Annotated in this window: 11 protein-coding genes, 1 tRNA gene and 6 pseudogenes; 15 read left to right on the top strand and 3 right to left on the bottom strand. The window is 74.4% G+C overall.

The window, feature by feature from the left end; all coding sequences use genetic code 11:
- Positions 1–9: 9 nt before the first annotated feature.
- Positions 10–867, top strand: coding sequence for a fumarylacetoacetate hydrolase family protein (locus ACZ4VL_RS14500; protein WP_468199657.1), 858 nt, complete (start codon positions 10–12; stop codon positions 865–867).
- Positions 868–994: 127 nt separating this feature from the next.
- Here ACZ4VL_RS14500 and ACZ4VL_RS14495 read toward each other — a convergent pair whose 3' ends face one another.
- Both ACZ4VL_RS14495 and ACZ4VL_RS14490 read right to left on the bottom strand, forming a co-directional pair.
- The gene (locus ACZ4VL_RS14495; RefSeq protein ID WP_468199655.1) at positions 995–2,197 is read right to left on the bottom strand and encodes an ALF repeat-containing protein; all 1,203 of its coding nucleotides are present in this window, start codon (positions 2,195–2,197) and stop codon (positions 995–997) included.
- Positions 2,198–2,347: 150 nt separating this feature from the next.
- Complete coding sequence (locus ACZ4VL_RS14490) at positions 2,348–3,505, bottom strand: Gfo/Idh/MocA family protein (protein WP_468199654.1); 1,158 nt, start codon at positions 3,503–3,505, stop codon at positions 2,348–2,350.
- 55 nt (positions 3,506–3,560) lie between these two features.
- On the opposite strand from ACZ4VL_RS14490, the gene ACZ4VL_RS14485 reads away from it, so the two are divergent.
- The 11 genes and pseudogenes from ACZ4VL_RS14485 to ACZ4VL_RS14435 all read left to right on the top strand — a co-directional run bounded on the left by ACZ4VL_RS14485 (position 3,561) and on the right by ACZ4VL_RS14435 (position 13,576).
- Positions 3,561–4,730 (top strand): ROK family transcriptional regulator, encoded by a 1,170-nt coding sequence (locus ACZ4VL_RS14485; protein ID WP_468199653.1) that lies wholly within the window; start codon positions 3,561–3,563, stop codon positions 4,728–4,730.
- 481 nt (positions 4,731–5,211) lie between these two features.
- On the top strand, positions 5,212–6,033 hold the full coding sequence (locus ACZ4VL_RS14480) for a hypothetical protein (RefSeq protein ID WP_468199652.1): 822 nt from the start codon (positions 5,212–5,214) through the stop codon (positions 6,031–6,033).
- A gap of 43 nt (positions 6,034–6,076) precedes the next feature.
- A complete protein-coding gene (locus ACZ4VL_RS14475; RefSeq protein WP_468199650.1) occupies positions 6,077–6,736 on the top strand; it encodes a GntR family transcriptional regulator in 660 nt (219 codons plus the stop codon).
- A gap of 88 nt (positions 6,737–6,824) precedes the next feature.
- Positions 6,825–7,945, top strand: a pseudogene (locus ACZ4VL_RS14470) (TIGR03364 family FAD-dependent oxidoreductase).
- Positions 7,942–8,637: a phosphonatase-like hydrolase gene (locus tag ACZ4VL_RS14465; protein WP_468199649.1), complete on the top strand. Its 696-nt coding sequence runs from the start codon at positions 7,942–7,944 to the stop codon at positions 8,635–8,637. The pseudogene ACZ4VL_RS14470 and the gene ACZ4VL_RS14465 overlap by 4 nt, the downstream one beginning before the upstream one ends.
- A pseudogene (locus tag ACZ4VL_RS14460) lies at positions 8,634–9,687 on the top strand (ABC transporter ATP-binding protein). The gene ACZ4VL_RS14465 and the pseudogene ACZ4VL_RS14460 overlap by 4 nt, the downstream one beginning before the upstream one ends.
- Positions 9,680–10,294: pseudogene (locus ACZ4VL_RS14455) on the top strand (2-aminoethylphosphonate ABC transporter permease subunit); the annotation flags it as partial. The pseudogenes ACZ4VL_RS14460 and ACZ4VL_RS14455, both read left to right, overlap by 8 nt.
- 44 nt (positions 10,295–10,338) lie before the next feature.
- Complete coding sequence (locus ACZ4VL_RS14450; protein ID WP_468199648.1) at positions 10,339–10,872, top strand: hypothetical protein; 534 nt, start codon at positions 10,339–10,341, stop codon at positions 10,870–10,872.
- Between the two features lie 137 nt (positions 10,873–11,009).
- Complete coding sequence (locus ACZ4VL_RS14445; protein WP_468199646.1) at positions 11,010–11,789, top strand: HAD-IIA family hydrolase; 780 nt, start codon at positions 11,010–11,012, stop codon at positions 11,787–11,789.
- Between the two features lie 79 nt (positions 11,790–11,868).
- Entirely contained in the window at positions 11,869–12,876 is a 1,008-nt protein-coding gene (locus ACZ4VL_RS14440) for a hypothetical protein (protein ID WP_468199644.1), read from the top strand.
- A gap of 10 nt (positions 12,877–12,886) precedes the next feature.
- Positions 12,887–13,576 carry a class F sortase gene (locus ACZ4VL_RS14435; protein ID WP_468199643.1) on the top strand — a complete coding sequence of 230 codons (690 nt, stop codon included), beginning with the start codon at positions 12,887–12,889 and terminating at the stop codon, positions 13,574–13,576.
- Positions 13,577–13,694: 118 nt separating this feature from the next.
- Here the strand turns inward: ACZ4VL_RS14435 and ACZ4VL_RS14430 are convergent.
- A tRNA-Lys gene (locus tag ACZ4VL_RS14430) sits at positions 13,695–13,768 on the bottom strand.
- 186 nt (positions 13,769–13,954) lie between these two features.
- On the opposite strand from ACZ4VL_RS14430, the pseudogene ACZ4VL_RS14425 reads away from it, so the two are divergent.
- The 3 pseudogenes from ACZ4VL_RS14425 to ACZ4VL_RS14415 all read left to right on the top strand — a co-directional run.
- Positions 13,955–15,127, top strand: a pseudogene (locus ACZ4VL_RS14425) (peptidoglycan-binding protein); the annotation flags it as partial.
- A 585-nt stretch (positions 15,128–15,712) separates the two neighbouring features.
- A pseudogene (locus ACZ4VL_RS14420) lies at positions 15,713–15,973 on the top strand (peptidoglycan-binding protein); the annotation flags it as partial.
- Positions 15,970–17,383 (top strand): annotated as a pseudogene (locus ACZ4VL_RS14415) (hypothetical protein); the annotation flags it as partial. The pseudogenes ACZ4VL_RS14420 and ACZ4VL_RS14415, both read left to right, overlap by 4 nt.

The raw sequence follows: 17,383 nt of genomic DNA, 5'->3' as shown, positions 1-17,383 counted from the left end.
AGAATGCCCATGAAGCTGCTACGAGTCGGACCGGTCGGGGCGGAGCGCCCCGCGCTGCTCGACGAGGACGGGTCGCTGCGCGACCTGTCCGGCCTGGTCACGGAGGTGGACGGCGCCCTGCTCGCCGACGACTCCGTGCTGTCCCGGGTCCGGGAGGCTGCGGCGTCCGGGGAACTCCCGGTCCTGGAGGCGGAGGGGCTGCGGATCGGTGCGCCGGTGGGCCGCATCGGCAAGGTCGTGGGCATCGGGCTGAACTACTTCGGGCACGCCGCCGAGATCGGTGCCGAGCCGCCCGCCGAGCCGATCCTGTTCCTCAAGGCCGCGGACACGGTGGTCGGGCCGGACGACACCGTCCTGATCCCGCGCGGCAGCGCGAAGACGGACTGGGAGGCCGAGCTCGGCGTGGTCATCGGCAGCACGGCCCGCTACCTGGCCTCCGTCGAGGAGGCACTCGCCCACGTGGGCGGGTACGTGCTGGTGAACGACGTCTCGGAGCGGGAGTTCCAGATCGAGCGCGGCGGCACCTGGGACAAGGGCAAGAACTGCGAGACCTTCACCCCGCTCGGCCCGTGGCTGGTGACCGCCGACGAGGTCCAGGACCCGCAGGTGCTGGACGTCAGGCTGTGGGTCAACGGAGAGCTCAAGCAGGACGGCAACACCGCCGACCAGATCTTCCCCGTCGGCGAGGTCGTGCGGTACCTGAGCCAGTTCATGACCCTCTACCCCGGCGACGTCATCGTCACCGGTACGCCGGCCGGCGTCGCCATGGGCCGGCCGGAGCCGAAGCCGTACCTGCGGGCCGGCGACGTCGTGGAGCTGGAGATCGAGCGGCTGGGGCGGCAGCGGCAGGTGTTCAAGAGCGCCTAGCGTTTGGTGCGGGTGCGGGTGCGGGTGCGGGTGCGGGTGCTGGTGCTGGTGCTGGTGCCGGCTGTTTTGAGGTCGGCCGCAGGGGGTGGGTGGGCGTGTGCGTCCACCCGCTGCGGCCGTGTCGTGGTCAGCGCTTGGTCGCCATGCGCCGGCGGTGTCCCGCGTAGAGCAGGCCCGTGCCCGCGCCCAGGGCGGCTGCGCCCGCGCCCGCCGCCACGGCCAGCTGCGCGTTGGCGCCCGTGCTGGCCAGTGGGCCGGAGCTGCCGGGCGGGGTCGCCTTGGTGCTGCTTCCGGTGCCGGTGCCGGTGCCGGTTGCGGAGTCGTTGTCCGAGGCGGACTTGGCGGCGGAGTCCTTGCTGCCGCTCTTGTCGCCGCCCTTGCTCTCGTCCTTGCCGCCCTGGTCGCCCGCGGCCTTGTCCTTGGCGCGCGCGGCGTGCTGCCCGTTCTTGAGGAACTCGATGCGGTCGGCGGGCGTTCCCTTGAGGGCGGCGAGAGCGGCCTTCTTCAGCTCCGGTCCGGCCCCCTTCAGCATGGCCGAGATGAGGGCGGAGTTGTCGTCGTCGCGCAGCTCGTGCTGCGTCGTCGTCACGAACGTACGCAGCTCGGCGGGGGTCGGGTTCTTCTCCAGGAGCCTGACGATCCCTTCCTTGAGGCCCGGCCCGGCGTCCTTCATCATCCCGAGCAGCGCGACCCGGTCGTCCTCGGCGCGGGCCTTGTGCTGCCCGTTCTGGACGAACTCGCGCACCTCGTCACGCGTGCCGCTGCTCAGCAGCTTGTTCACCGCCTCCGTGACCGCCTTGCCCGCGCCGGGGAGCATGCGCGCCAGCTCCGCCTTGTCGTCCTCGAAGCGGGCGACGTGCTGCCCGTTGCGCAGGAACTCGGTGAGCGCCTCGCGCGTGTTGACGGCCATGGCGGCGTCGCCGGCCTTCCGTACGGCCGGACCGCCGGCCTCGGTGATACGGGCGACCAGTACGCGGTCGTCCGACAGCTGCTGCTTGGCCCACTCGACGTCGAGGAACTTCCGCATGTCCTCGGCCGTTCCCTTGAGTGCCTTCTCGGCTGCCTCGCGGACGCCCGGCCCGGTCGCCGGGTCGGCCAGGATCGCCTGGATGGAGGCCCGGTCCTTGGCGGCCTGCGGGTCCTCACCCGGCTTGTCCTGCTGCTGCCCGCTCCCGCCGACCGGGTCCTTGCCGAGGACGGCCGGAGCGGCTGCCGGCTTGCCGACCGCCGCGGCGGCGAAGGCTTCGGCGGCGAAGGCCGGCGAGGCCAGCAGGACGGCCGGGGCGATCGCGGCCGTGACGACGGCCGAGGCGATCCGGAGCAGCTTCACGAGGCGGGTCCATCCTTCACGAGCGAACGAGTGTGCTGATCGTCAGATTGTGAAGGATAGATCGTTTGTTCCGGGTGCCGTGGCTATGAGCCGTTTCTATTACCGTCCTGTGGCGTGGAGCCGGCGGTGGGCGGGCCGGCTGGGCTCTTCTCAGAGGGCGACGGTGACGCCGTCGCGGGACGAGACGCGCGCGGCCTCCAGCACTGCCAGGCACTGCGCCGCCTCGTGCGCGGTGACCGGAGCCTGCCCGCCGCCGCGCAGTGCGGCCGCCACGGCCGCGTAGTACGCGGGGTAGTCGCCCGGCAGGGTGGGCACGGGGGTCCCGCCACCGGTCAGCGGGGACTCGCCGGAGCCCAGGCGGCCCCACATGTGCTCGGGCTCCTCGCCCCAAGGCGTGCCGTCGCTGGCCGGCCGGTGGCCCTCGCGCAGCGCGGCCTCCTGCGGATCGAGGCCGTACTTCACGTAGCCGGCGCGGGAGCCGAGGACGCGGAAGCGGGGGCCGAGCTGGGCGGTGGTGGCGCTGACGTAGAGGTGGGAGCGGACGCCGTTCGCGTGCGTGAGGGCGATGAAGGTGTCGTCGTCCGTCTCGGCGCCCGGGCGTCGCACGTCGGTCTCCGCGTACACGCGTACGGCGGGGCCGAAGAGCACGAGCGCCTGGTCCACGACGTGGCTGCCGAGGTCGTACAGCAGGCCGCCGATCTCCTCCGGGGCGCCGGACTCGCGCCAGCCGCCCTTGAGCTGCGGGCGCCACCGCTCGAAGCGGGACTCGAAGCGCTGGACGTCGCCGAGTTCGCCGGCGGAGAGGAGGCGGCGCAGGGTGAGGAAGTCGTTGTCCCAGCGGCGGTTCTGGAAGACGGAGAGGAACGTTCCGGTCCGGTCGGCGAGCTCGGCGAGCTCGCGGGCCTCGGCGGCGGTCGCGGCGAGGGGCTTGTCCACGACGACCGGGATGCCGGCGTTCAGGGCGGCCGTGGCCAGGGGGACGTGCGTCTTGTTCGGGGAGGCGATGACGACCAGGTCCAGGGCGGCCTCCGGGTCCGGGTCCCGGGCCCATGCGTCTTCCGGTGACGCGGTGATGCGGACGTCCGGGTAGGCCTCGCGGGCCTGGGCCTGGCGGCCGGGGTCGGAGGTGACGACGGTGTCGAGGACGAGGCCGTCGGTGGCGGCGACCAGGGGGGCGTGGAAGACCGATCCGGCGAGGCCGTAGCCGATTACGGCTACGCGGAGGGGGCGGGTGGGGGTGGGCTTGGGGGGTGTGGGGGGTGTGGGGGGTGTGGGGGGTGTGGGGGATGTGGGGGGTGCGGGGTTCATGGGGTCACTTTGGCAACAGTGTTGCTTAAGTGCAAGGACGGGGGACAATGGGTGGGTGGAGTCTGAGTGGGAGTGGGGTAGCGGGGGTACGGGTCGGGTCGGTGCCGGCGGGGTCAACCTGCCCGCCCTGCGCGGGCACAACGATGCCCTCGTGCTCGCCCTGTTGCGCGGAGCCGGGGCCGCGGGCCTCGGGCGCGCCGACCTCGCCGCCCGTACGGGACTCACCCCGCAGGCCGTCAGCAAGATCACGGCGCGGCTGCGGGCCGAGGGACTCGTGGCCGAGGCCGGCCGGGGCGCGTCCACCGGCGGCAAACCGCGGACCCTGCTGCGGCTGGTGGCAGAAGCCCGGCACGCGGTGGGCGTGCACGCGGACCGCGATGAGCTGCGGGCGGTACGGGTCGACCTGGCGGGCCGGGTCGTGGACCGGTGCAGTGGCCCCCTGGACTTCGGGGCCGGTCCGGAAGCGGTGGTGGAGGCGGTCGTGCGGGCGGTCGGGCTGGTGCGCGGCCGGCTGCCGGAGCTGCTCGGGGTGGGGGTTGCCGCGCCGGGGCCGCTGGATTGGCGGGCCGGGGTCATGGGGCGGGTGACCGGACATCCGGAGTGGGAGGGGTTCCCGCTGCGTCGGGCGGTGGTGGACGGGCTGGGGCCCGACGCGCCGCCGGTGGTGGTGGACAAGGACACCAACGCGGGAGCTGCGGGGGCCGGTCCGGGGCCGGGCAACGCCGGCTCCGGGGCCTCCCTGTACCTGCATCTGGGCAGCGGCCTCGGCGCGGGGCTGCGGCTCGACGGTGAGGTGTACCGCGGGGCGCGCTCGGCGGCGGGGGAGTTCGGGCACCAGGTGCTGAGCCTGGACGGCCCGCCCTGCCGGTGCGGGGGGAGGGGCTGCGCCGAGGTGCTGTGCCTGGCCGCGGTGACCCGCGGGGACCTGCCGGAGGCGGCCCGGATCCTGGGCGAGGGCGCCGCCAACGTGGTGGCGCTGCTCGACGCGGACCGGGTGTGGCTCGGGGGACGCGTGGTGGATTCCGCCCCGGAGGTGTTCACGGCGGGAGTCCGCCGGGTCCTCCAGGTGCGCAGCCTCGGCGGCACCGCACCGGAGGTCGGCGTAGCCGCGGGCGGTGTGGCCGAGGGCGCGGCGGAGCTGGCGCTGGCGCCGTTCTTCGGGGGTGGGGGGCGTGTGGGGGGCGTGGGGAGCGTGGGGGTGTGGGGCGTGGGGGTTGAGAGCTGAAGGGTGAGAGCTGAGGGGGTTCGGGGGTAGGGGCCGCCCGCCTGGGAGGGGGCGACTGCTCGGCGGGGGCGCGGTGGGCGGGGCCCCCTTGGTCGGGGGCGCCAGGATCGAGCGGGTTTCCCGGCAGCTCTTTGTCCTTCCGGGGCGGGCCGGTCCCTCAAGGGCGCTCCTCCTTCGTCGTCGCGTCGCTTCGCGATGGCCTTCGGCCACCCCTGACCGACCGGCCCACCCCGGAATGCCAAAGAGCTGCCGGGAAGCCCCGGAGGAACGGGCCGGAGCACACGAGTCGGATGCGGCCCCGTCAGAGATGCGACGGGCGGGTTGCCGCTGGCGGGGACCCGCTCCCGGGACTTCTGAGGGGAGGGGGGAGGGGGCGGGCGCGGGTGTTGTGGGTGTCTGCGCCGATCAGGCGTAAACGGGTCGTGTCGGGGCGTGGCTGGGGGCCGGGTGTCGCGCGCGCGTGGCAGGGTGCGGGCAGGCCGTGGTGATTGTCGCCTCGTCCGACCGTCAGTCCGTCCGGCGAGCAGCGAAGCGAAGGTCTGCCATGCGGAAGAGGTCTGCCATGCGACTGCGCGAAGTCCTTGCTCTCTCCGCCGCGCTGGTTGCCGTCGCCGCCCCGACCGCGGGCGCCGACGTCGGTACCGGCGGTGGTGCCCGGCCCGCGCCCGCGCTGCCGTCGCGGGCTCATGCGACGTGTGGGGACGGGAAGAGCAGTGCCTTTCCGATCGGGGCCCGTATCCGTGGTGGTCCGGCCGTGTACCGGACCGGCGGCGGGGCGCAGAGTTGGTTCCTCGATCTGACGAACACCACCGGCGGTGAGTGCACCGCCATCCATCCCGTGGTGGTGTTCACGGACGAGGCGCGGGTGCTGCGTCCGGAGCACGTGCGGATGGAGTTCGAGGCTCCCGGCGGGACGTTCCCGGTGAGTCTGGAGCGGAGCGACCGGGACGAGATCATTGCCGTTTTCGACGGCGGGTCTGCGTTTCCCGGGTTCGCCGTGGGGGGTGGCGGGTCGCTGACCGTGCGGGTGTACCTGGAGTTCGCGCCGGACGCCCCTGCCGGGGAGGTGGTGGTCGACGCGGCCCTCGTGCAGCGTCGGGCCGATGACGGCGACTGGGTCGGTGAGGCCGGCGGGTACCGGTTCTCCGTCGAGCGGCCGCACGGTGAGGCGGGGGAGGCCGGGGCCCTCGCGCACACCGGCGAGCGGGCGTACGGGGGTGCGGTGGCTGTTGTGGCGGTGGTGTTGGGCGGGGGGTTGGTGTTTGTCGGGCGTCGGTTGAGGAGGGCGAGGGGGGCCGTGTGAGGGGTGGGCGGGTGCGGACACTTCGGTTGCGTACAGTCCGAGGGTGGAAGAACACCGTCCTGGGTCGCCCGTGCGTTCCGGCATTCCGGGGCACGGCCGCATCCCCAAGTACTACGCCGTAAAGGCCCGGATCGCCGGGCTCCTCGATGATGTCGGTGAAGGCGGGCTGCTGCCCACCGAACGCGACCTCGCCGAGCGCTACGAGGTGTCCCGCGAGACCGTGCGCCAAGCACTGCGGGAGCTGCTGCTCGAAGGGCGGATCCGGCGCTCCGGTCGCGGGACCGTCGTGGCCGGGCCCAAGCTCGAACAGCCGCTGTCGTTGGCGAGCTACACCGAGGGCGTGCGGCGTCAGGGCCGGCGGCCCGGCCGAAACCTGATCGGGCTCGAACAGTTCGCCTGTCCGCCCGATCTGGCTCCCGGTATCGGCGCCGAGGCCGGTGAGGCCGTGTGGCACCTGGAGCGTGTCCTGCTGGCCGACGACGAGCGGGTGGGGCTGGAGAGCACGTACATCCGGGTGGCCCGGGCGCCGCGGCTGGACAGTGATTTCCGGCCGGACTCGTCGTTCTACGGATACCTGCGCGAGCGGCTCGGGATCGCCTTCGGGGACGCCGACGAGAAGTTGGAGACGGTGCTCGCCACGCCGCGCGAGGCGCTGTTGATCGGTACGCCGCCCGCGCTGCCGGTCGCTGTCACCGGGAGGTAACGGGTCTGGTCCAAATGGCCGGGGGTGTTCACCGTTTCGTTGGCGGCGGGACCCCGGAGGTCCATGCTCCGCACCCACCGTTGTCGGCGTGAGAGTCATAGTCGTCGGAGGCGGCGTGGCCGGAACCATGCACGCCTGGCAAGCGGTCGAGCGCGGCCACGAGGTCGTCCACATCGAGCGGAAGCCGAAGCCCGTGGCGCGTCACTGCGCAATTTCGGCCAGATCTGGGTCAGCGGACGGGCCGGGGGCGAGGAGCTCGACACGGCTCTGCGGGCCCGCGAGCTGTGGGAGGAGATCGGCGCCCGGGTCCCCGGCCTGGGCTTCCGGGCCAACGGGTCCCTGACGCCGGTCCGGAACGCGGCCGAGTACGCCGTCGCCGAAGCCGCCGTGGCCCGGCCGGATGCCGCCGCCCGCGGCTACAGGCTGGTCACCGCCGGCGAGGCCCGGGAGATCACCCCCGCGCTGCGCGGCAGCTTCGAGGCCGCCCTGTGGTGCGAGCGGGACGCCGCCGTCGAGCCGCGCACCGCACAGGTGCACCTGCGTGACGCGCTGCTCGCCTGCGGGCGCTACACCTGGCTGCCCGGGCGGGAGGTGCGCGAGGTCGTCGGGAGCGCGAGCGCTCGGGACGACCACGGTGACGTCCACCGCGGGGACGCCGTGGTGCTGGCCACCGGGGCCTGGCTGTCCGGGCTCGTCCGGGAGCTGGCGCCCGAACTGCCGGTGCGGCGGGTCCGGCTGCAGATGATGCAGACCGACCCGCTGGGCGAGGTCCTGAACACTTCCGTGGCCGATGCCGACAGCTTCCGGTACTACCCCGCCTACCGGAGCGCCGCCCTCGACGCGCTCGACGCGGCGCAGCCGCAGGACCCGGTGGCGGCCGGGCACAAGATGCAGCTGCTGACGGTCCAGCGCCGGGACGGCGGTCTGACGATCGGTGACACCCACGAGTACGAGCACCCGTTCGCCTTCGACACCGTCGAGGAGCCGTACGAGTACCTCACCGGGGTGGTCGAGTCCTTCCTGGGCCGCCCGCTGCCGAGGATCCGCCACCGCTGGGCGGGCGTGTACGCGCAGTGCGTCGACACCTCCCGCGTCGTCCACCGCGAGCAGGTCCGCGACGGGGTATGGCTCGTGACCGGGCCCGGCGGCCGCGGGATGACCTGCTCGCCCGCCATTGCCGAGACCACTGCCGACGAGATGGGTTGGTGACCACTGTGAGCAGCAATCTTGTAGTCCTGGACATGGCCGGTACCACCGTGGCCGACGGCGGCCTCGTCGAGCGGGCCTTCGCCCGCGCCGCCGAGCGCCTCGGCGTGGAGGCCGGCACCGCCGACTTCGACGCCAAGCTCCAGTACGTGCGGGACACCATGGGCGAGTCGAAGATCTCCGTCTTCCGGTCCCTGTTCGGTACGGAGGAGCTCGCCCGGCAGGCCAACTCCGCGTTCGAGGAGGCGTACGCCGAGCTCGTCGACGGCGGGCTCGTCGCGCCGCTGCCCGGTGCGCGCGAGGCCATCGAGAAGCTGCGCGCGGGCGGCCGGACCGTGGTCCTGACCACCGGTTTCGCGCGGGTCACGCAGGACGCCGTCCTCGACGCCCTCGGGTGGCGGGGGCTCGCCGACCTCACGCTGTGCCCCGCGGACGCGGGCGGCCGCGGCCGCCCCCACCCGGACATGGTGCTGACCGCGTTCCTGCGGACCGCCGCGGTCGACGACGTACGGGACGTGGTGGTCGCCGGCGACACCGCGTACGACATGCTCAGCGGCTGCCGGGCCGGCGCCGGGATCGTGGCCGGTGTGCTCACCGGCACCCACGACCGCGCCGTACTGGCGGACCACGGTGCCACCCATGTCCTCGGCTCCGTCGCCGAGCTGCCCGGCCTGCTGGAGGGGGGCGGGGCGTGAGCGGGATCCGTTTCGAGTCGGTCAGCGTCGCGTACGGCGGCAACACCGTCCTGGACCGGCTCGACCTGACCGTGGAACCGGGCGAGGTCATGGCCCTGCTCGGGCTCCGGGTCGGGCAGGACCACCGCGCTGCGCGCGGTCGCCGGCTTCGTCCGCCCGGCGTCCGGCCGGGTCCTGATCGGCGGCCGGGACGTCACCGCGCTGCCGCCGCACAAGCGCGGCATCGGCACGGTCGTCCAGCAGTACGCGCTCTTCCCGCACCTGAAGGTCGAGGAGAACGTCGCCTTCGGGCTGAAGGCGCAGAAGTCCCCGCGGGCCGAGATACCCGCCCGGGTCGCCGAGGCCCTGGAGATGACCGGGATGGCCGCGTACGCCGAGCGGCACCCCCGCGAGCTGTCGGGCGGCCAGCAGCAGCGCGTCGCGATCGCCCGCGCGCTCGCCATCCGGCCCGGAGTGCTGCTGCTCGACGAGCCGCTGTCCGCGCTCGACGCCCAGCTGCGCTCCGGGATGCTCGCCGAACTGGCCCGGCTGCACCGCGAACTGCTCGACGTGTCGATGCTGTACGTCACCCACGACCAGGTCGAGGCGCTCACCCTCGCCGACCGCATCGCCGTCATGGACCGGGCGCGGCTCCAGGACTGCGGCACCCCGCAGGAGCTGTACCGGTCCCCGAGCACCGGGTTCACCGCCTCCTTCGTCGGCAACGCCAACCTGCTGCCGGTGACCGTCGCCGACTCCGGGGCGGTGTTCGCCGGCCGGAAGCTGGAGCTGGACCGCGGCCGGGCGGCGCCGGGCGCGCAGGCGACCCTGTGCATCCGCCCGCACCTGCTCGCACTCGGCGCCGGGACCGGGCCCAACGCCCTGACCGGCACCCTCAGCGAGGTGCAGTGGCGCGGCTCGACCCGCCGGCTGTACGTCGACGTGGACGGCCACCGGGTGACCGCGGACCTGCCCGAGCTGCGCGAGACCCCGGCGCTGGGCGACCGGGTGACCCTGCACTTCGCACCCCGCGACGCGGTGCTGCTGGCTGCGGGGGTGGGCGATGGGTGAGGCCGCCGTGTCCGCCGCTCCCGCCGTGCCCGCCGCGTCCGCGGCCGCGCGGTCCCGGCTGCCGCGCGGGCTGTGGGCGCTGCCGCCTGTGGCCGCGCTCGCGCTGGTCTTCCTCTACCCGCTCGCGATGGTCGTCCGGGAGTCCCTCAGCCCCGAACACGGCGGGGCCTTCTCCGCCTACGGCGCGGTGTTCGCCTCGCGGTCCTTCCGCGAGGCGCTCGGGACCACGGTGTGGCTGGTCGCCGGGGCCACGGTCGGCTGCCTGGTCCTCGGGTTCGTCCTCGCGCTGGTCATCGCCTTCGTCCCGTTTCCGGGAGCGCGGGCCGTCGCCAAGTTCATCGACGTGTTCCTGTCGTTCCCCTCGTTCCTCATCACCCTGGCCCTGCTCTTCGTCTACGGGTCGGTCGGTCTGGCCAACGGGCTGTGGACCGATGCGTTCGGAGGTGCCGAAGGGCCGTTCCGGTTCCTGGCCACCCCGTGGGGCGTGCTCCTCGCGGAGATCACGTACTGCACGCCCTTCGTGATGCGTCCGCTGCTCGCCGCCTTCTCCCAGCTCGACACCGCACAGCTGGAAGCGGCCTCCTCGCTCGGGGCGCGGCCCGCCCGGACAACGACCCGTTCGACCCCCTGCGCCCCAACCTCCAGGCCCGCGTGGACGAGACGGGCATCCCGGCGGGCGTGAAGGGCTTCACGCACACCCCGCCGGCCGGCTGGTCCGTCGACAACTCCCGGACGGGCTCGGGCGGTGTCACCGAGTGGGCCGGATGGGCCTTCGCCACCGACGAGTTCTGGAGCCAGTCCCAGCGCGACCAGTGGCGCGAGCTGAACGTCCGCTCCCGTGACGTCTTCGCGGTCGCCGACTCCGACGAGTGGGACGACAGGACCCACACCGGAAGCTTCGATTCCACTCTGATCACCCCGGCCTGGCCGGTGACCGGCGGCACCACGCGCACCCTCACCTACCAGACCCACTACCGCCACGAGGCCGGCCAGACCGCCCAGGTCCTGGTCTCCTACAACGGCGGCACCCCGACCGTCGTCAAGAACCACACCGCCGACGCGGTCGCCAAGGCCGAGTCCCTGACCCTCCGGGTCCCGGCCGGAGCCACCAACGTACAGGTCCGCTTCCGGTACACCGGCAGCAACAACTGGTACTGGACCGTGGACAACGTCAAGCTCGGCTGACCCCAGGGGGGGCCGGTGCCCGGGCTGTGGACGACCTCCGCGTCCACGGCCCGGCACCGATAGGGTGGCGGAGACCACACTTTCAGGTCACCGGACACCGTCACCGGTGACGGTCACCGAGAGCGGAGAACAGTCCCGTGGCAGAGCGCAAGCCGATCGAATCCTGGCTGACCGACATGGACGGCGTCCTCATCCACGAAGGCACCCCGATCCCCGGCGCCGATGCCTTCGTCAAGCGGCTGCGCGAATCCGGCAAGCCCTTCCTCGTGCTGACCAACAACTCGATCTACACGCCGCGCGACCTGCAGGCCCGGCTGAGCCGCATGGGCCTCGACGTCCCCGTCGAGAACATCTGGACCTCTGCGCTGGCCACCGCGAAGTTCCTCGACGACCAGCGCCCGGGCGGCACGGCGTACGTCATCGGCGAGGCGGGCCTGACCACCGCCCTGCACGACATCGGCTACATCCTGACCGACCACGACCCCGACTACGTCGTCCTGGGCGAGACCCGGACGTACAGCTTCGAGGCGATGACGAAGGCCGTCCGGCTGATCAACGCCGGTGCCCGCTTCATCTGCACCAACCCCGACGAGACCGGCCCCTCCACCGAGGGCCCGCTGCCCGCCACCGGCGCCGTCGCCGCCCTGATCACCAAGGCGACCGGCAAGCAGCCGTACTTCGCCGGCAAGCCCAACCCGCTGATGATGCGGACGGGTCTGAACGCCATCGGCGCCCACTCCGAGAGCAGCGCGATGATCGGCGACCGGATGGACACCGACGTCCTGGCCGGCCTGGAGGCGGGCATGCAGACCTTCCTCGTGCTGACCGGTCTGACCACGGCCGAGGACACCGAGAAGTTCCCCTACCGCCCGACGCGGACGGTGGACTCCATCGCTGACCTGGTCGATCTTGTCTGATCCGATCGGCGCAACGGCGTGTCGCTCCGGATGCGGAGTGCCGCGCCGCACGTGAACCTCCTAGATGAGGAGGTTCACCATGCGCAGTGCTCTGATCGCTCTCCGCGCCGGCGGGCTGGCCACAGCCCTGGCGGCGTTCACCGCCGTCGCCGCCGGCCCCGCCGCGTCCGCACCCACCGCCTTCTTCGCGGGCGAGGAGGACCGCGGGGGCGTCTCGGTCGATCCTCACCGGGCCGAGCCGGGAGCGCAGGTCAAGCTGCGCGTCCGCGGCTGTGACGCCCGCTGGGCGACCGCCAGGTCCTCCGTCTTCGTGGCCGAGGCCCACCTGTCCTCCGGCCCGGACGGCGACGGGACGCTGCGGGGCGACACGATGATCAGCTCGCGGGCCGAGCCGGGCCGGTACGACGTCCGGGTCCGGTGCGAGGGCTCCGAACTGCGCGGCTCCCTGGAGGTCGGCCAGCGCGGGGGCCAGGCGCACGGGAAGGACTCGGCCAAGGACTCCGGGAAGGATCCGGGGAAGGGCCTGGGCCGGGACCCCGACAGGGATTCTTCGAGGGAGCGCGGCGAGGACTCCGCCAGGGGGCGGGGCGAGGACTCCGCGAGGGGGCGGGGCGAGGAATCGACCGGCGGGCGCGGTGAGGACTCCGGCAAGGAGCACGACAAGGACTCGGCGCGGGAGCGCGGCGAGGACTCCGCCAAGGAACGCGACGGGGACTCGTCGAAGGAGCACGGCCAGGGCGACCGGGACGAAGGCCGGGAGCGCCCGGACCCCCACGAGTCGCCGATCCGGCCGGTCCACGCCGGGGGCGGCGGCATGGCCGCCGAACTCGCGGAGACGGCCCGGATCGCGGAACGGGCGAAGCAGGCGGGCGGGACCGGGACGGCCGACGCGGCCGGCGGGGCCGACGGGGTCGGCGGGGCCGGGGCCGACGCGGCGCGGACTGCCGCCGTCGCCGCGAAGAAGGACCACGGGGCCGACGGCCCCGGCCTGCCGCACACCGTGATCGGCGCTGTCCTCGCCGCCGCGGCCACCCTGGCCGTCGCGGGCCGGGCCCTCACCCTGCGCCGTCGTCGCAGCGGCGAGTGAGGCACCGCCGGTGAGCGGCTCCGACGAGTCGGGAGCGTCCCCGACCGGGCGACTGCTGACCTTCGCCGCCTGGACGGTGCTGGTGCTCGGGCTGTGGCTGTGGGGCCGGGAGATCACCGGCATTCCGCCGCTGCCGGAGCCCGCCCGCGCGGGCGGGCCCGCGTTCCCGGTGCCCGGCCTGCCCGCCGCCCACGCCCCGCTGGCCGCGGCCCTGCCGGTGCGGGTCGAGGTGCCGTCGCTGGGCATCCGGGCCCCGGTGGTCCCGCGCGGCCTGGACGCCCGGGGCGCGATCGACCCGCCCCCGTACGGCAGCCCAGGCACGGTGGGCTGGTGGCAGGGGGGCACGACGCCGGGCGAGGCGGGGGCCGCGCTGCTGGTCGGGCACGTGGACACCGCGTCCAGACCGGCGGTGTTCTACGGCCTGAGCTCGGCGCTTCCGGGCGGCAAGGTGCGGGTGGTGCGGGCCGACGGCTCGGTCGCCGAGTTCACCATCGAGGACGTCCAGGTGTACGAGCGCACCAGCTTCGACCCGGACAAGGCGTACGGCCGGCGGATCGCGGGGCGGCCCGAGCTGCGGCTGGTGACCTGCGGGGGCACGTACGACAAGACGGCCAAGGAGTACACGGCGAACGTGGTCGTCTCGGCCTACCTCACGGGCACGGGCACGGGCACGAGTACGGGTACGCCGGCGAAGGTGTGACACAGGTCGGCGCGCCCGGGCGCACCTCGGGCAGGGCCGGACGGGGGACCGGCCGACATGACGCGCACGACGAAGAAGCCCCTCGCAGTTCTCACTGCGAGGGGCTTCCTCTTGTCGGTGCGCCGCCAGGGACTCGAACCCCGGACCCGCTGATTAAGAGTCAGCTGCTCTAACCAACTGAGCTAGCGGCGCCTGCTGACAGGGAAAACTCTACCCCACATCCAGGGGCACTCATGACCAGCCGCGCCCACCTTGTCCGATTAGCCCATGTTTGAGGGGTTTATCGTGCACGATATGTCTGGGTGCAGCCGAATCTGACGCCCCGACAGATGTCCGGCTGCCTGAAAAGTGGACGAGCAGGGGAGTGGACGGACCCGCATGACGAAGCAGCCCCCGACGCAGGTGCCGATGCCGACGCCCGTTTTCGAGGAGTACGAGCCCGCAGGCGACTGCGGCTGCCCGGGATGTGTACACCGGCGCCGCTCCCTCTCCCGTACGCGGGCCATAGCGCTTCGTGACGGCGGCCACCCGGCCGCGCACGGCGCGCGCCGTGCGCTGGTGCTGGCCACCGCGGCGGGCGTGGTCCTGACCGGCGGCGCGACCGTACCGGCAGCGGTGGCGCACGCACCGGCCGCCGACCCCGTCCCGGGCCCCGCGGACACCGGGCCCGGCGGGCCGGCCCAGGGGGCCGGGCAGGCCGGGCAGGCCGGGCAGGGCGGTCAGGACGATCAGGGCGCCAAGCCGGGCAAGCCCGCCAAGCCTGCGAAGGGCGGCAAGCCCGGGAAGGGCGGCAAGCCCGCGCGCGCCGACGGCCGCGACGAGGACGGCCCCTCCTCCCCGCAGGGCGGCCGGTCCCCGCTGCACGGGCGCCCCGGGCCGGTCAAGCCCGGCGGCACGCCGGGAGCGCCGTCCTCGATCAAGCGGATCGACCGCACGTCGATCATCAACCGGGCGCAGCTGTGGCTGGAGGCGAAGGTCCCGTACAGCATGTACAGCTACTGGGCCGACGGCTACCGGCAGGACTGTTCCGGTTACGTGTCCATGGCGTGGAACCTCGGTACGAACGAGTGGACCGGCAGCCTCGACAAGTTCGCCACCAAGATCACGAAGGACGAGCTGCTGCCGGGCGACATGCTCCTCTTCCACAACCCGGCGGACCCCAACAACGGCTCGCACGTCACCCTCTTCGGCGGCTGGGTCGACGACACCCACACGCACTACATCGCCTACGAGCAGACCCGCCCGCACACGCGGAAGCTGGCGACCCCGTACGGGTACTGGAACAACGCGGCGAAGTACGTCCCGTACCGGTTCAACGGGGTGACGGGCGGGACCACCGGGCCCGACACGGGGGCCGACCCCAAACCGGCGCTCCCGTCCAAGGACTACCCCGGGGCGGCGATGTTCGGCCCGGGCGCGGACAACCAGTACGTCGCCGAGCTCGGCAGGATGCTGATCGACCGGGGCGGCCGCCGGTTCTACCCCAACGGGCCCAGCACGAAGTGGTCCGACTCCGACCTGCTGGCCACCCAGGCCTTCCAGATCGCCCAGGGCTGGACGGGCACCGACGTGGACGGCATCCCCGGCCCGCACTCCTGGCAGCTCCTGGTCGACGGGCAGGGCAACGACATCCTCCCGACGCTGGAGGCCGCCCCCGGCCCGCTCGGCTCCCCGGCCCGACCCGGCGCGCCCGGGTCCGCGGCCGGTCCGGAGGCTCCCGGTTCCGCGGCCCGGCCTGGCGCGCCAGGCTCTGCGGCCGGTCCGGGGGCTCCCGCGTCCGCGGCTCGTCCGGAGGCTCCCGGGTCTGCGACCCGCCCCGGGGCTCCTGGTTCCGTGGTCCGTCCGGAGGCTCCCGGCTCTGCGGCCCGTCCGGAGGTTCCCGGTGCGGCGACCCGCCCCGGGGCTCCCGGTTCCGTGGCCCGCCCTGCGGCGGCCGGTTCCGTGGCCCGCCCGGGGCCGGCCGGGGCGCCGATGGTCGTGCCTGCCGCGTTGCCCGCTGGCCTGCCCACCGCGTTGCCCGCTGGCCTGCCCACCGCGTTGCCCGCTGGCCTGCCCACCGCGTCGCCCGCTGGCCTGCCTGCTGGTCTGCCCGCCGGTTTGCCCGTGGGCGTGGCGGCCGGTGTGCCCGCTGGCCCGCCGGTCGACATGGCGGCCGGTGTGCCCGCCTATCCGGGTGCGGCGGTGTTCCGGCCCGGGTCCACCCACCCCTCGATCGCCGCCCTCGGCCACCGGCTGGTGCAGAAGGGCTTCGGCAAGCACTACACCGCCGGTCCGGGACCCCGCTGGAGCGAGGCCGACCGCCGCAGCGTCGAGGCGTTCCAGCGCGCCCAGGGCTGGCGCGGCGCCGCGGCCAACGGCTATCCGGGCCCCGAAACCTGGCGCCGGCTGTTCGCATGACGGAGGCAACGATGTACCCCACCCGCACCACCTCCACCACGGGCACCCTCCGCGTGCCCCCGGCCTCCCCGCATGCCCCGACCTCCCACACCTCGGGCACCCTCCTCCTCATGTGGCCGGCCACGGCCCCGGCCCCGGCCGTTGCGTCCCCGCCGTACCCGGCGGCACCGGCGTCGGCCCCGGCACCGGTCGCTGCCGTCGGCCAGGCCCGCGCCAGGGACCACGTCCTCCCGGGCACTGCTGCCGCGCCCGACCTCCCGTCGCAACCCGCTGCTGCGGCCGGCGAGTCCGCGGCACCGCCCGCCGCGGCCCAGGTCCGCCCGCAGGCCGCGGTCCTGCGCCCGGCCGATCCGCCCGGCGTCGCGGTACGCGCCGCGGACACGCCGGAGGACGACGCCCCGTCCGTGACGGGCCCGTCCGGGCGACACGCCGCCGCCGCGGACACCGTGGGCGGGCCCGCCGTGTCCGCCGCCCGGATCCGGCCGCAGGGCGGGCTTCCCGCCACGGCCGTCGCGCCGGAGGGCGCGGAGCCGCCGGGCGAGTTCGCCGACGCGGTGGCTTCGGCCGTGCGGTCGGCCGCCGTCGCCCCGGGCGGGCCCGTGACCGCCGGTCAGGTCCCGCCGCAGGGCGACGTCTCCGCCCCGGCGGGCCCGGCCGCGCGGACCGCGGCCGGGCCGGATGCGGTGGCCGCGCTGGACGGCGCGTATGCCGGCCTCGCCCGGCACGCCGACCGGTTCCGCTCCGACTGTCCGGCCGCCGCGGTGGCGGCGCAGGCTGCCGCGGGCCCGGCCCGGCCGCACGGCGGTGTTCCCGGCCCGGCGGCGTCCGGGCAGCGCGCCGACGCCGGCAGCACGGAGTCCGTACCGGCCGGGCGGGTGGCGCTCACCGTGTCGTCCGCCACCGGGTCGGCAGATCCGGCCGGGTACGGGTTCCGGCCGGCCGGGCAAGGCTCCTGCGGGGCCCGACCCCCCGGCGTCGTCGTCACCGTGGCTGCTGCTGCGGGCGGGCAGGCGGGCCAGGACACCGCCACTGCCGCGCCCGGGCCTGCGCCGTCCGCGCATCGGGCTGCACTGCAGACCGCGGACCAGGCCCCCGAGTCGGCCCGGGCCCAGGCTCCGGTCGGCCCCGGGCGTCACTGCTGGGCCGTGGGGGTTCCGGCGCCGCTGCTGGCGGTCTCGTACCGGCGCCCGGCGCCGACCCGCGGCGAGGTGCCGCCGGCCCGCGCCGAGGCGGCAGCCGAACCACCGCCCCCGCCGGCCGGAACCCCGGTCGAACCGCCGCACTCTCCCGCCGTGGCCGACCTGCCGCACGCCCCGACCGGAGCCGCTACCGGGCCGTCGCACGCGTCGGTCGGGGTCGAGGCTGTACGGCCTGGTCGGTCAGCCGGAGCTGCGGCCGAGCCGCCGCATG

It is taken from the genome of Streptomyces sp. NPDC029014, assembly GCF_055564695.1.
The sequence above is the reverse complement of the archived record's forward strand: the minus strand, read 5'-3'. Positions and strand labels throughout refer to the sequence as shown.

What these genes read in the sequence shown, in the direction of transcription:
- ACZ4VL_RS14500 (WP_468199657.1), top strand. Translation starts at nt 10, where the DNA reads ATGAAGCTGCTACGAGTCGGACCGGTCGGGGCGGAGCGCCCCGCGCTG.
- ACZ4VL_RS14490 (WP_468199654.1), bottom strand. Translation starts at nt 3,505, where the DNA reads ATGAACCCCGCACCCCCCACATCCCCCACACCCCCCACACCCCCCACA.
- ACZ4VL_RS14440 (WP_468199644.1), top strand. Translation starts at nt 11,869, where the DNA reads ATGCGCAGTGCTCTGATCGCTCTCCGCGCCGGCGGGCTGGCCACAGCC.